Genomic DNA, 14,607 nt, shown 5'->3' with positions numbered 1-14,607 from the left:
TTTGAACTTAAGAGTAACAAAAATATTTGAATTAGAAACAGCGCATGCTCTTTGGGGCTATGATGGTAAATGCGCCAATATTCACGGGCATTCATATAAACTTACTGTCTCTATTGCTGGAGAAGTTTTAAATGACAATTCAGCTGTAAAGAATGGTATGATTATCGACTTTAGTGATTTAAAAAAGATTGTTAAGTCTGCCGTTGTTGAAGATTTTGATCATGCTTTATTGGTTAATGGTAATACGCCACATGCTAAATACAAGGATGTAGAAAATGGATTTTCAAAAATTATTCTTTGTGATTATCAACCTACTTGTGAAAACATGTTGATAGACATGGTCAAAAGATTAGTCGCGAAAATGCCTGAAGGAATTATATTAAAATATGCCAAACTTCAAGAGACACAGTCTAGTTTTGCGGAATGGTTTTTAGAAGACAATTAAGAAAATGTCAACAGATAAACTGATTCAAAAGTACAATATTCCAGGACCAAGATATACGAGTTACCCAACCGTTCCTTATTGGAATGCAGAGGGAATTAATATTGAGGATTGGAAACGCACATTAGTCCGTGCGTTTAATGAATCAAATTCTACTGAGGGCATTAGTCTTTATATACATCTACCCTTTTGTGAAAACCTGTGCACCTTTTGTGGTTGTCATAAACGTATCACCAAAAGACATGAAGTTGAAGAACCTTATATTGATACTGTTCTAAAAGAATGGGCTTTGTATTGCGATTTATTACCTACAAAACCTGAAATTAAAGAACTACATCTAGGTGGGGGAACACCCACATTTTTCAGTCCCGATTCGTTAAAAAAACTAATCGATGGAATATTCGCTTTAGCGACTAGAAGTGAAGAATACGAATACAGCTACGAAGGACATCCAAACAACACGACTAAAGCACATTTACAAACCCTATTCGATTTAGGGTTTAATAGAAATAGTTTTGGAGTTCAGGATTACGATCCAAAGGTTCAAAAAACCATCAATAGAATTCAATCATTTGAAGCTGTTGAAGATGTTACTAAATTCTCACGAGATATTGGCTACACATCTGTAAGTCATGATTTAATATTTGGTTTGCCACATCAAACAGAGCAAAGCATTATTTCGACGATTGAAAAAACTAAACTCTTAAAGCCGGACAGAATCGCTTTCTATAGCTATGCTCATGTACCATGGATTAAAGGAGTTGGTCAGCGTGGTTATGACGAAGCAGATTTACCAAGTGCAGATCTCAAACGAAAGATGTACGAAACGGGTAAGAAGATGCTTTATGATATTGGTTATAGAGAAATTGGTATGGATCACTTCGCTCTAGAAAGTGACAACCTATACACTAGTATGACTGAAAAGAAATTACACCGTAATTTCATGGGGTATACAGCGGGTAAAACCAAATTAATGATTGGTTTAGGTATGAGTTCTATTAGTGATTCGTGGTACAGTTTTGCTCAAAACGTAAAAACTGTTGAGGAATATCAAGAAGTTGTAAATAAAGGAGAGATTCCTTTGCTTAGAGGACATTTACTCAGTGATGAGGATTTGATTATTCGTGAGCACATCCTTAATATCATGTGTCATTTTGAAACAAGTTGGGCAGAGGATCGCATGAAGTTTCCTGAGCTAGACACATGTATTGAAAAACTAGAAGAAATGGCAAAAGATGGTCTTGTCGAAATCACTTCCACAGGACTTAAACTCCCTGAAACAGCACGACCATTCGTTCGAAATGTTTGTATGGCATTTGATCTTCATTTAAGTAGAAAAGCACCGAATACACGTGTTTTTTCGATGACGATATAGTAGCAAGACAAAAGATTTTATTTTAACTCAGCAATCAAGTACTTTGATTGAAGCACCACTCTTTTTAATTCCCGACTATTATAATAATCACTTGAGCCCTTTAAGCGCACAAAAGCGTTAATTTGGGTCTTAGCCAGTACTTTTCAATTATATTCAATTAGCCCACTTCTAATATGTAGAACATTCCTTTTTTAGACAACTGACGCTATTCAGGTCGACTCGTTTTACATTCCCTAAATCCAATTATATAAAACAAAAAAAGGACGCTTACCAAATGGCAAGCGTCCTTTATAATATAAATTAATTCTGTTTTACTCTTTTACAAGTGTCACTACAGATACTTCATCATTAGAAGTTACTTGTATGAAATATGTTCCAGTTGCAACATTTTCCATTGACACTTTGCTTAATCCGTTAGCAGTTCCAGTAGAAATTATTTTCCCTACATTATCATAAATCAACCAATCGTATTGAGCAGCTAAGTCAATAGTGAATTCATTAACAACAGGATTAGGATAGATAGAAAGATTATCAATTTCATTCTTCGCTATTCCCAATTGAGAATCAACATTGAAAGTAATTCTATTCTCACATCTTCCATCAGAAACTTTTACTGTATAAGTTCCAGTTCCTATACCCATAATATCTTCAGTCGTCGCTTCATTAGACCATAAGAAAGTATAAGGTCCGCCAGCACCACCAGAAGGCGTAAAGTCAATTGAACCATCATAAAGGTATGCAGGCATCGTAACCACACCTGTACCAGTTGGCAATTCATTGCTAACAATAGTTACAGAACTTTCATTCGCACAATCTGTTAAAGGATCCGTCACAGAAGCTGTATAAACAACTGTACCTGGATCTTGCATAAATCTTTCCCCATCTACGACATCATTATCCCAAACGATACCAGGAACCGCAGAATAAGCTTCAAGAACAATCTCCTCATTAGCACAATATTCAGCATCATCACCTGCGTAGATATATGGAATAGCATTTACCATAACATTTACAGCATCAGAACCTGTACATCCTTCATCATCTGTACCAGAAACGATAAATACTTTTTCACCCGGAGTTGCTGGAGCAAATGCTTCACCGTCAACAATTCCTCTACCCCAAACATACTCATCTAAAGAACCAGAAGCCGTTAATGTAATTTCTTCGCCAAAACAAATCGATCTATTATCAACAGTTCCAATTACTTCAGGACCAGCAGTAATTGTTACCTCAATAGAAGTTTCACATCCCGAATTAGGACAAAAACTTATTGCATAATCATCCGCTGTCCAAGTCTGGCTATTTTTGCCAGGCGCTGTAAAAGCTTCTGTTCCAGCTCGATTCTCTATACCTAAAGTTTGATTTCTACCACCATCTTCTTGTCTATCAATGTGTATTTCAATACAATTGGTAGACTCATATAGATGAGTTCTACTTGTTATGTAACCAGAAGCACCACAACAACTAGGTACATTTTCAAATTCCACAATTAAAATTCTATTCGGCGCAACGCCTACAGTTTCGTATTTAATTGTCCCACCCCCCGGAGGGTATTTATCAGCCCATCCAAACGCAATTAAATTATTTGCAGTAGATACACTTGGTAAACGTTGCCCACTACAACAGCCATTTGGCATTCCTGAAGAAAATGTTATAAATCCATTCGAACTTATGTAAAAATTATCATAGTCCTCAGTGAAAAAGTTAAAAGTAAATCCGATAGGTAATGAGCTAGAAACTTGATCATCACTTAAAGTAACTGTCGTTCCTCCTGGAATTGCAATAGGATCATAAGGAATTGTTTCATCCATTGTATAACCATCACCTGGAGCAACCAAAGAAATAGTATGTGTTCCAACACCTGCAGCAGATGGGCTAAATACCCCTCCTGATACTCCGGGACCTGAATATACAGCACCTGGAGCATCAGAACTTAAAAAAACTGGTGCATCCGTTAGACACATACTCGGCTCTGGGCCTTCAAGCGTACATTGTCCATAAGACATGGCTCCCACCCCTAAGGCAAAAACCAAAAGTAATTTTCTCTTCATAACTTTTATTTATTAATTTAATTTTTAAACGTGATGCAATTTACATTTTTTTCTACAAAAAATCTAATTAATGTTAATATTTTTTTGTATAAAAAAAGCACAAAAAAAGCCGTGATACATCATAAATGACATAACACAGCTTTTTTAATTATCTGTTACTTAAAACGGTTTAGGACTAATCTTCCTTCACTTCTTCAAAGTCAACATCTTCAGCAGCAACATCTTCTGTGTCTGATCCGTTTGCATCTTGCGGCGTTACATTATCTGCACCACCATCTTGATTTGCATACATTTCTTCAGAAGCTGCTTGGAAAACTGTATTCAATTTTTCCATTGAAGAATCCATTAAAGCAAAATCTTTCGCTTCAAAAGCTCCTTTTAACTCTGCTAAAGCAGACTCAATTGGCTCTTTTTTCTCAGCTGGAATTTTATCTCCGTATTCGCTCAATTGTTTTTCTGTTTGGAAAATTAAAGAATCAGCAGCATTAATTTTGTCAGCTTCTTCTTTTCTTTTGTTATCAGATTCAGCATTTGCTTCAGCATCAGCTTTCATTCTTGCGATTTCATCTTCTGATAACCCTGAAGAAGCTTCAATCTTAATTGATTGTTCTTTTCCAGTTGCTTTATCTTTCGCTGAAATATTCATAATACCATTCGCATCAATATCGAATGTTACTTCAATTTGAGGAGTCCCTCTTGGTGCTGGTGGAATGTCATTCAATTGAAATCTTCCTAAGGTTTTATTATCTGCAGCCATTGGTCGTTCACCTTGTAATACGTGAATATCTACTGCTGGTTGATTATCTGAAGCCGTTGAAAACGTTTCTGATTTTTTAGTTGGAATAGTTGTGTTAGACTCAATTAATCTAGTCATTACACCACCCATTGTTTCAATACCTACTGAAAGCGGAGTTACATCTAATAACAATACATCTTTAACTTCTCCAGTCAATACACCACCTTGAATTGCAGCTCCTAAAGCAACAACTTCGTCAGGATTTACACCTTTAGAAGGCTCTTTTCCGAAAAATTTCTTAACAGCTTCTTGAATAGCAGGGATTCTAGTAGAACCACCAACCAAGATTACTTCATCAATATCACTTGTAGATAAACCAGCGCTTTTCAATGCTGTTTTACAAGGCTCAATTGTTCTTTTTACTAAATCGTCAATCAATTGCTCGAATGAAGATCTAGATAAAGTTCTAACCAAGTGTTTTGGAATTCCATCAACAGGCATAATATAAGGCAAGTTGATTTCAGTTGAAGTTGTTGAAGACAATTCAATTTTCGCTTTCTCAGCAGCTTCTTTTAATCTTTGTAAAGCCATTGGGTCTTTACGTAGATCAATATTTTCATCTTTGATAAACTCTTCAGCTAACCAGTTAATGATTTTATCATCAACATCATCACCACCTAAGTGCGTATCTCCATCGGTAGACAATACTTCAAAAACACCGTCACCTAATTCTAATACAGAAACATCATGCGTTCCTCCACCAAAATCAAATACAATTATTTTTTGATCGTCATTCTTTTTATCTAAACCATAAGCTAAGGCAGCTGCCGTTGGCTCATTTATAATTCTTTTTACAGTTAAACCAGCAATCTCACCAGCTTCTTTAGTCGCTTGACGTTGCGCATCATTAAAGTATGCAGGAACAGTAATTACTGCTTCGCTTACTTCTTGTCCTAAATAATCTTCAGCAGTTTTCTTCATTTTTTGAAGAATCATTGCTGAAATTTCTTGTGGAGAGTATAAACGATCGTCAATTTTTACACGTGGTGTATTATTGTCTCCTTTTACAACATCATAAGGTACACGTGCAATTTCTTTTGCAACCTTATCAAAACTAGTTCCCATGAAACGTTTAATCGAATAAACTGTTTTTGTAGGATTAGTTATTGCCTGTCTTTTAGCAGGATCTCCAATTTTTCTTTCTCCACCCTCTATAAATCCAACTACTGAAGGCGTTGTTCTTTTACCCTCGGAATTTGTAATAACTACAGGCTCATTCCCCTCCATTACAGATACACATGAATTTGTAGTACCGAGATCAATTCCAATTATCTTACTCATATTCTATTATTTGATGATTATAATTCAATTTTAATTAAAACCATATAGTCAATCTTTATGCCACCGCCAGAATATGCCAGTTCTCACATCATTTTGTCATATCTTATTATAACGTGTCTTTATTTTATGACAATACGTCAGAAAACAACTGTCATTTATATTGTTTTTAAAATGTTAATAAAAAGAATTTATTTAAAATGATTAACTCCTATATTTGTAGTTGATTTAAACCAAATAATTTAAAACGACTATGAACTTTATTATTTCAAGTTCAACTTTACTTAAAAATTTACAGAATATTAGTGGAGTTTTAAACAGTAGTAATTCGCTGCCTATATTAGATAATTTCTTATTTGAACTGGCTAATGGTGAATTAACGATTTCAGCATCTGATTTAGAAAACACTATGAAAACTAGTGTATCTCCGGACGAATCAAAAGAGGATGGCCGAATTGCAATTCCTGCAAAATTATTATTAGACACATTAAAGAACTTTTCAGATCAACCTTTATCGTTCTTAATTGATCCATCTAATTTTGGAATTGAAATATCTTCAGATTATGGAAAGTATAAATTAGTTGGTCAAAATGCTGATGATTTTCCTAAATCACCTGAATTAGAAAACGCATCATCTTTGGTAATGAAAGGTGAAATTATTGCCAATGCAATTGAAAAAACGCTATTTGCAACAGGTAATGACGAATTAAGACCAGTAATGAGTGGTGTTTTTTGCCAATTCTCAGCTGATAAATTAACATTTGTTGCTACAGACGCTCATAAATTAGTGCGTTATGGAAGATTTGATTCGACTGCTTCAACGGCATCAGATTTTATTCTACCTAAAAAACCACTTAATCTATTAAAGCAAAATGTTGATCATGATGTTGACGTTACTTTAAGCTATACAAATACAACTGTTCGTTTTAATTTTGGTAGCATCGAATTGACGAGCCGTTTAATCGACGGAAAATATCCTAATTACGAAGCTGTAATTCCAGACGAAAATCCAAATGTATTAACAGTTGATAGAATCTCATTTTTAAACTCTATTAAAAGGGTTTCTATTTTCTCGAATAAAACAACTCACCAGGTTAAATTAAAAGTTGCTGGTAGTGAATTAAGTATTTCTGCTGAAGATTTAGACTTTTCTAACGAAGCAAAAGAAAGATTAACTTGTAACTATCAAGGTGACGATATGGAGATTGGCTTCAACTCAAAATTCTTAATGGAAATGCTAAACCATATCAGTACAACCGAAGTGATCTTAGAAATGAGTGAACCGAACAAGGCTGGTATACTTTTACCAAGTGCCAATGAGAATGAAAATGAAGACATTCTTATGCTTGTAATGCCCGTTATGATTAGATAAACTCATATTTTTTTTTTTGGGTATAAAATTTGTAGCATTTCAGTTTTATAACTATAAGCTAGATTTACTTTTATGCGATTATTCTTGGCGTTTTTTATATCCATCTTTCTATTGCAGGGATGTTTCATTGCGAATGAGTTTTTTATTGAACCTGAAGCGGGAAATGAGTCGTCAACAAGTCTGCAAACCAGAACTGAAGACAAAATCAAACTATTACTTGGAAGTGATTCGCTCATACCAAACTACGAGGCTTATGGATTCAGTGCTGTTAAGATTATTAAACCTTACGAGATTGATAGTTTAGAAAAACTTCAATTGATTCAACCTAAAAACGCCGCAGACAGCAGTCAAATTAAATCATTGACGTAATACATCAGAGAAAACAACATCCGTAAATCAGTGAAAACAACTCACTTTTTCTCTTATACTCCCACTGATTCGACTACTGAATTAATTGAAATTGATTTTACATTGAATGATACTTTAGGGGTAATCGGGCAAAATCTGCAAATTGATTTAATCATATCCAACGAGGCAGCTAAAATTTTTCCGGACTATTTTTATGAACGAACGATTTTTAAGGCTCCAACTTATACAGAGGCAAGGGATTTAAGTAAGACACTCTACAATTATTTCAAAGAAGAATTAGAAAATCTTAATTCGATTGATGAAAAATCAGAATTCTTGGAAAACACACTCAAAATATGTAGCTCGATTAAGTCAATCGGAGAATTTAAACAAGATTATTTTTTAGGTAAATTAAGTCTCGAATATATCGAAGGAAAACATCCTGAAATTAAATCGTATCAGCCACTACAATTTTCAGATTTATATGAATTAGTTGATAAAACCGACAATAGCAAACTAGGTTATTACTATATTCATGAATTCAGCGGTATTTACAACGAAACGATGGACACAAATGTAGTACTAATTGAGTTCACGCCCTACTTCCAAGTTGACGACATTTATCAACTGGAAGAGCCGTTTGACAATTATATATTAGAATTAGATGATAGCACTACTACAAATATTGACAATTAGTTTCCTAGGTTTAAATCCTGGCATCTTACAAGAGCCAGGGAATCCAATTGAAGGTAAAAAAGTAAAAACTGCAGTAATTCGCTGGGCTGATTCAACTTTATATAAACATGAAGGAATTAAGTTCGAGAATTTTCAAGCATTCTACACGGAAGAATACAGCATTTTAAAAATGCGAGAAGAATTCTACCGCGAACAGCTCGATGTTTTAGAAGAGAATAAAAAATCTGGAAAGTACACGAAATCCAATTTAGAATATCAAAAGGAGGTTGACAAATTGAAACTATCAATTCAGAATATAGTTGAAGAGTCGCAAAATTTAATGCAAAAAGTTACCCAATATAAAATTACATTCTGGTCCAATATAAAAGTATCCAACGGTACCTTTGTCTATTACGGAATTGAATTGTGCGTAAATAATTTATTCGAGGTTATTCACGCTAGAGAAAAGAGTGCCATTGGGAAACATAAAAATGTATCAATTGTCTATCAAAATAAAGAAGGCCTGGTTAAGGTAGATGCCAAATAAACAAGCATCACTGCCATTGAATAAATAATAAATGACAACCTTCAACTACTCAAAATCCAACTGAAAAGCACCATCATTTTTTAAATCATGTATAGCATTCGATTTTAATTTACTGACAATATAGTGCTTACTTCCATAAGCAATTTGATTCCCTAAAATCACGTCACTTTTATTTGCTTCTATACGTTCCAAAATTTCATTCGGAATAAACTTAAAATCATTCAAATAAACAATATCAGTGTTAGGAAATCCTTCTTCCAACACCCTATCAATCATCTCCGAATCTAAATAAAACAATTTTTGATGTCCAAAATATAATACAGGATAATGATCCTCCAATAAAACTGTTTTTGCAGGTTGGTCAGTATTCCTTTTATAAATCCAATTCGGCTTAATTTGATAATCAATTTCTCCTTGATCATCCAACAAAGATTGATTAAAGACGAAGAAATTCTTTGTTCCATGAAATATATCCAAACCAACAGCCTTTTTCAAACTGTAGACGATTAATGTATTTCGGGCATCCAATTCATTCTTTTGAACAAACTGATACAACAACAATCCAATGGACATGGCAAGCCCAGCAAATAATAACCGTTTTTTCTTTCGAACGAAGGCAGATATAAACAGGAGAATAATTACATAAGCACCAACCAGCCAATAGAAAGGAAAATTCACACCTTTTAGCGCTGCAAACGGCAAACCTTCTATCCAATTAACAGCATTATTGAGTATAGACAATGCTAGATCTAATAAATAATAGAAAAAAGAATTAATAATCGGTATCCAACTGAAAGCAAAAAACAGAATACCAACAAAAAGGATAACAAATGCCAAAGGAATTACAATTAAATTGGCAATTAAAAAATAATTCGGGAATTGATGGAAATAATATAATCCGAGCGGAAAAGTAGCCAATTGCGCCGCTATTGAAACTGACGTAATCTGCCAAATTTTATCTACCAACCAATAGTCCGTATACCACAAGTTATAAATTTTAGGTTGTATATAAACAATGCCAAATACAGCCAGGTAGCTCAATTGAAAACCTACATGAAAAATCACAAAAGGATCTATTAATATCAATATAAAGGCAGAAATAATAATGGATTGATAAACGGACGTACTTCTTTCAAATTCTTTACCGATAACGACAAAAGAGAACATCAATGCAGACCGCATTACTGAAGGTGACATCCCAGTTAACAGCGCATAAAACCATATTACTAAAACAACTAAGATGGCATAGATCCACTTGCCATTTCGCGTCTTTTTAATTGGTCTAAACAGAAACGAGACAATAAGCATTACAATTCCAACATGCAATCCTGAAACCGCCAATACATGCATTGCTCCGGCAATAGCAAACGAATTCCGTGTCTCAAATTCAAGACCAGTTTTATCACCTAACAATAATGCACTGGCAACCTCATAATTTTTACCGTTTAAACCATGACTTATCAATTCATTTTTAAATCGTGCTTGCACCGTCAGTAACGATTCGTATAGCACATTTCCATCATTACCAATTTTTCGCCAGGTATTTTCATTTAAATAACCCTGATGATAAATATTTTGCAAAGCTAAATATGCCCCATAATCAAATGTATTTGGATTTTTATTTGAAGCGATTTTATCAAAAGAATTATAAGTTGCAATCACATCTCCGTAACGCAATCCATGCGCTTTATTATTCTTCGCCAAATAAACAATTGCCTCCCCATAACAACGCTCATCATTCACCTTTTCTATACTCACATAGCATTGAATAGCATTCGTTTTTAAGACTGGCGCATCAATCAATCGCAATTGATAAAAGTTCTTGTTAGCTCCTGATAAACCCGCAAAGTAATGCCTATTATTTTCAGATTTATTAATGGCAATTAGCATTACACCCAAAACAAAGAAAAAAAGTAAAGAAAGACTACCGAAGAATAACCTAAAAGATAATTTTGTATTCGAAAAACTTACGGCTAAAACGAACATTAATAACCAAAGCCCCCATACCCATTCAATACCAATTTCAAGGTTCAAATAATAACCCAATATCACTCCCAAAATGAGCGGCAATATTAGTTTCAAGGCCAAAGGTATGACCGATGATCTTTTATGATTTAAAGCTTTAATTTAAAAGGGGTTAATTGGGTTAAACTTCCGTTAAATTAAACAATTATTGTAAAAAACGGAAGTATTTGAAGTAGAAATGAAAATCATTTTATAATTTAGCGATTATATTAAATCCTATAAAAAATGAGAATGACCAAATTTGCTATACCTATTCTTGGAATCACACTTGGATTGTTATTACCTGGATGTAACGGTAATGACAGCGGAGATAAAGGTGAACTAAACATAGTAGACACAACCCAAACTAGTGATGAAGCTAGTATTAATTTCGAATCTCCAGATGAAGATTACCATCTTCCATCTCCATTACAAATTGCAAGTATTTTCAAAAAATCAGGTTTGCAATACAATTCTGCTGCTACTAACCCAACAGAAGTTGCTGCAAATTATACAGATGAATTAGAATTGCTATTAAACTTTGGTGTTTATTCTGCTGACATGGCATACTGCGTTATGAATAATCAGCCGAACGAAGGAAGAAAGTATTTAAAAGTAATTACTGAACTTGCTGCAAAAATCGGTATGGAAGCTGTTTTTGAAAACGCTGACTTAATCGATCGTTTTAATGCAAATATTGAGAACAGTGATTCTCTTGAAATTTTAATGGTTGACATTCATGAAAGATCTGAAAAATATTTAGATGAGAATGATATGGAACACCAATCATCAGTTCACTTTTCTGGTGCGTGGATTGAAGGTATGTACCTAGGAGTATATGACTTCGAAAACAACAATTCTAATGATGGAATTGGTACTAAGATTGCTGAACAAATGGCAATTTTACACAATATCATAAAAGGATTAAAAGATCCTCGTAACGATGGCATGGAAATTGAATGGTTGATTACAGATTTATCTGAAATTGAAAATACTTTCAACAATTTTGATTCTGTAAAAAACTATTATGAAAATGATATGCCAGGAGAAATTAATTTAATTGAAAGTGAATACAATAAATTAGGATCATTAATAAAAGCCTTAAGAACCAAAATAACGAATGGTTAAACCAGATTGACAAATGAAAAAAATATTAACATTTATAGGGATATTAAGTTTTGTAGTGTTGTTCGCCCAAACAGCTGCTAATTTGACAGAATTTAAAGAAAATATCGCTGAACAAAAAGCGGAAGCAAAATCTAAATTGAAAGCTTACCGTTATGATGGCTCTAAAATCACTTATTTCAACTTTAAAACCTATAAGCAAGTAAAAGAAGTTGAGATTTATTTATTTAACGAAACAGATTATCGTTTTTCATTCAATGGTAAATCATTACCAAATGATATAACTGTTGCTATTTATGACAAAGATAAATCTGCAGAAGATCGTGTTTTATTAAAAGAATTTACGAACATTATTGGTGACAATATTGTTGTTGAATCAAGCGAATTGAACGATTCTTATTTGGTACAAAAAAATGAAAAAGTTCGATTAAAAAGAGTTTATGTAGATTACATCATACCTGAAACTGCAGGTGCCCAAAACAAAGAACCTACAATGAAAGAAAGAGGAGCTGTTGTATTGGTGATGGGATACAAAAACTAGTCAATAAAAAAAATTACATGTGAACCCGAGGATAATATCCTCGGGTTTTCTTATTTTTGATGCTTTTAAAAGTCAGTAAATAAAATGATACAAATAACATTGCCAGATGGTACTCAACGGTCTTATGATAAAGGTTCAACAGCCTTAGACGTTGCTTTAAGTATTAGTGAAGGTTTAGCAAGAAATGTACTTGCTGCGGAAGTGAACGGAGAAATAATTGATGCAACCCGTTCAATTAATGAAGATGCAACGATAAAATTATTGACCTGGAATGACGAAGGCGGTAAAAGTACGATGTGGCATTCATCAGCGCATTTAATGGCTGAAGCTATTGAAAGTTTGTATCCAGGTGTTAAATTGGCAATAGGACCGCCGATTGAGAATGGGTTTTATTATGACATAGATCTTGGCGAACATCATATAACAGATGCAGATCTTCCTACAATTGAGAAGAAGATGCTTGAACTGGCTCGTCAAAAAAACGAATTCATTCGAAAGGATATTTCAAAAGCGGATGCCATTGCATACTTTAAAGATAAGGCTGACCCTTATAAATTAGAATTACTAGAAGATTTAGAGGACGGTACAATTACTTTTTATACGCAAGGAGGATTCACTGATTTATGTCGTGGACCACATATACCGAATACTGGATTTATTAAAGCAACAAAACTGATGTCAATTGCTGGAGCATATTGGCGAGGTGACGAAAATAGAGAACAGTTAACACGTATTTATGGAATTACTTTCCCTAAAGCAAAAGAGTTAACAGAATATCTCGAAATGCTTGAAGAAGCGAAAAAACGTGATCACCGTAAATTAGGTAAAGAGTTAGAATTGTTTGCTTTTTCTCAAAAAGTAGGTATGGGTCTACCATTATGGTTACCTAAAGGTGCTGAACTAAGAGAGCGATTAGAAAATTTTTTACGTAAGGCACAAAGAAACTCAGGGTATCAACCTGTAATCACACCACATATTGGACACAAAGAACTTTACGTTACTTCTGGTCACTATGAAAAATATGGTGGAGATTCGTTCCGACCAATTACAACACCGCATGAAAATGAGGAATTCTTGTTAAAACCAATGAACTGTCCTCATCACTGTGAAATTTATAAAACTTCACCTAAATCTTATAAGGATCTACCCGTTCGTTATTCAGAATTTGGAACGGTGTATCGATACGAACAAAGTGGTGAATTACATGGTTTAACAAGAGTAAGAGGTTTTACACAAGATGATGCGCACTTATTTTGTATGCCAGAGCAAGTAAAAGAAGAATTTAAAAATGTTATTGATCTTGTTCTTTATATTTTCAAGACACTAAAGTTTGAGAACTTCAGAGCACAGATATCTCTACGTGATCCAAATAAACCTGAGAAATATATTGGATCAGATGAAAATTGGGACAGAGCTGAGACTGCAATTATAGAAGCGACACAAGAAAAAGGATTAGATACTGTAATTGAATATGGCGAAGCAGCATTTTACGGACCAAAATTAGATTTTATGGTTCGTGATGCACTGAATAGAGAATGGCAATTAGGAACAATTCAAGTAGATTATAATTTACCTGAGCGTTTCGAATTAGAATATACAGGATCGGATAATGAAAAACATAGACCAGTAATGATTCACCGTGCACCGTTTGGTTCGATGGAGAGATTCGTTGCGGTATTAATCGAACATTGTGCGGGTAAATTTCCATTGTGGCTCACAACCGAGCAATTTGCAATATTACCAATAAGCGAAAAACATAATGATTACGCGAAAAAAGTTTTGAATTTGTTAAATTATTCCGATATTCGCGGATTCGTTGACGACAGAAACGAGAAGATTGGCAAGAAAATTAGGGATAATGAACTTAAAAAAGTCCCATTCATGCTGATTGTAGGACAAGAAGAAGAGGAAAACGGACAAGTCGCAATACGAAAACAAGGTGAAGGTGATATTGGTAAAATGACAATAGAGGAGTTTACAAACTTCATTAACACCGAAATTGAAAAAGAATTAGTTAAGTAGAAATAGAAATTAATCAGGAGGACAAAGCTAT

At 34.0% G+C, this 14,607-nt stretch carries 12 protein-coding genes; 9 read left to right on the top strand and 3 right to left on the bottom strand.

Going from position 1 to position 14,607, the window contains the following annotated elements; all coding sequences use genetic code 11:
* Position 1 precedes the first annotated feature (1 nt).
* Together T367_RS0102090 and hemN are read left to right on the top strand one after the other, a co-directional pair.
* Entirely contained in the window at positions 2–445 is a 444-nt protein-coding gene (locus T367_RS0102090; RefSeq protein ID WP_035842168.1) for a 6-pyruvoyl trahydropterin synthase family protein, read from the top strand.
* A 4-nt stretch (positions 446–449) separates the two neighbouring features.
* Complete coding sequence (hemN, locus tag T367_RS0102085) at positions 450–1,817, top strand: oxygen-independent coproporphyrinogen III oxidase (protein ID WP_027418366.1); 1,368 nt, start codon at positions 450–452, stop codon at positions 1,815–1,817.
* Positions 1,818–2,128: 311 nt separating this feature from the next.
* On the opposite strand, the gene T367_RS0102080 is transcribed toward hemN, so the two are convergent.
* Both T367_RS0102080 and dnaK read right to left on the bottom strand, forming a co-directional pair.
* Entirely contained in the window at positions 2,129–3,868 is a 1,740-nt protein-coding gene (locus T367_RS0102080) for a T9SS type A sorting domain-containing protein (protein WP_084274274.1), read from the bottom strand.
* Positions 3,869–4,043: 175 nt separating this feature from the next.
* Complete coding sequence (gene dnaK, locus T367_RS0102075) at positions 4,044–5,945, bottom strand: molecular chaperone DnaK (protein WP_027418364.1); 1,902 nt, start codon at positions 5,943–5,945, stop codon at positions 4,044–4,046.
* Between the two features lie 250 nt (positions 5,946–6,195).
* Between dnaK and dnaN the strand changes: the two genes are divergently transcribed.
* The 4 genes from dnaN (at position 6,196) to T367_RS0102055 (ending at position 8,884) form a co-directional block, all read left to right on the top strand.
* Positions 6,196–7,314, top strand: a complete 1,119-nt coding sequence (dnaN, locus tag T367_RS0102070) for a DNA polymerase III subunit beta (RefSeq protein ID WP_027418363.1) — start codon at positions 6,196–6,198, stop codon at positions 7,312–7,314.
* 72 nt (positions 7,315–7,386) lie between these two features.
* A complete protein-coding gene (locus tag T367_RS0102065; RefSeq protein WP_027418362.1) occupies positions 7,387–7,683 on the top strand; it encodes a hypothetical protein in 297 nt (98 codons plus the stop codon).
* A gap of 30 nt (positions 7,684–7,713) precedes the next feature.
* Positions 7,714–8,358, top strand: a complete 645-nt coding sequence (locus T367_RS0102060; protein WP_027418361.1) for a hypothetical protein — start codon at positions 7,714–7,716, stop codon at positions 8,356–8,358.
* Positions 8,327–8,884 (top strand): hypothetical protein, encoded by a 558-nt coding sequence (locus tag T367_RS0102055; RefSeq protein WP_027418360.1) that lies wholly within the window; start codon positions 8,327–8,329, stop codon positions 8,882–8,884. Before T367_RS0102060 ends, T367_RS0102055 begins: the two co-directional genes overlap by 32 nt.
* Positions 8,885–8,929: 45 nt before the next feature.
* Here T367_RS0102055 and T367_RS0102050 read toward each other — a convergent pair whose 3' ends face one another.
* On the bottom strand, positions 8,930–10,966 hold the full coding sequence (locus tag T367_RS0102050) for a ComEC/Rec2 family competence protein (RefSeq protein WP_157454095.1): 2,037 nt from the start codon (positions 10,964–10,966) through the stop codon (positions 8,930–8,932).
* Positions 10,967–11,140: 174 nt separating this feature from the next.
* On the opposite strand from T367_RS0102050, the gene T367_RS0102045 reads away from it, so the two are divergent.
* The 3 genes from T367_RS0102045 (at position 11,141) to thrS (ending at position 14,576) form a co-directional block, all read left to right on the top strand.
* The gene (locus tag T367_RS0102045) at positions 11,141–12,016 is read left to right on the top strand and encodes a hypothetical protein (RefSeq protein ID WP_157454094.1); all 876 of its coding nucleotides are present in this window, start codon (positions 11,141–11,143) and stop codon (positions 12,014–12,016) included.
* A 13-nt stretch (positions 12,017–12,029) separates the two neighbouring features.
* On the top strand, positions 12,030–12,554 hold the full coding sequence (locus T367_RS0102040; RefSeq protein ID WP_157454093.1) for a hypothetical protein: 525 nt from the start codon (positions 12,030–12,032) through the stop codon (positions 12,552–12,554).
* An 84-nt stretch (positions 12,555–12,638) separates the two neighbouring features.
* The gene (thrS, locus tag T367_RS0102035; protein WP_027418356.1) at positions 12,639–14,576 is read left to right on the top strand and encodes a threonine--tRNA ligase; all 1,938 of its coding nucleotides are present in this window, start codon (positions 12,639–12,641) and stop codon (positions 14,574–14,576) included.
* The last annotated feature ends 31 nt before the right edge of the window (positions 14,577–14,607 follow it).

The sequence above is a fragment of the Crocinitomix catalasitica ATCC 23190 genome, from assembly GCF_000621625.1.
GTDB lineage: Bacteria > Bacteroidota > Bacteroidia > Flavobacteriales_D > Crocinitomicaceae > Crocinitomix > Crocinitomix catalasitica.
This window is presented reverse-complemented; position numbering and strand designations above follow the sequence as displayed.

Excerpts from the sequence above, each read along its gene's own strand:
- T367_RS0102080 (WP_084274274.1), bottom strand. The coding sequence starts at position 3,868 with ATGAAGAGAAAATTACTTTTGGTTTTTGCCTTAGGGGTGGGAGCCATG.
- thrS (WP_027418356.1), top strand. The coding sequence starts at position 12,639 with ATGATACAAATAACATTGCCAGATGGTACTCAACGGTCTTATGATAAA.
- hemN (WP_027418366.1), top strand. The coding sequence starts at position 450 with ATGTCAACAGATAAACTGATTCAAAAGTACAATATTCCAGGACCAAGA.
- T367_RS0102055 (WP_027418360.1), top strand. The coding sequence starts at position 8,327 with ATGATAGCACTACTACAAATATTGACAATTAGTTTCCTAGGTTTAAAT.
- T367_RS0102065 (WP_027418362.1), top strand. The coding sequence starts at position 7,387 with ATGCGATTATTCTTGGCGTTTTTTATATCCATCTTTCTATTGCAGGGA.
- dnaK (WP_027418364.1), bottom strand. The coding sequence starts at position 5,945 with ATGAGTAAGATAATTGGAATTGATCTCGGTACTACAAATTCATGTGTA.
- T367_RS0102045 (WP_157454094.1), top strand. The coding sequence starts at position 11,141 with ATGACCAAATTTGCTATACCTATTCTTGGAATCACACTTGGATTGTTA.
- T367_RS0102040 (WP_157454093.1), top strand. The coding sequence starts at position 12,030 with ATGAAAAAAATATTAACATTTATAGGGATATTAAGTTTTGTAGTGTTG.
- dnaN (WP_027418363.1), top strand. The coding sequence starts at position 6,196 with ATGAACTTTATTATTTCAAGTTCAACTTTACTTAAAAATTTACAGAAT.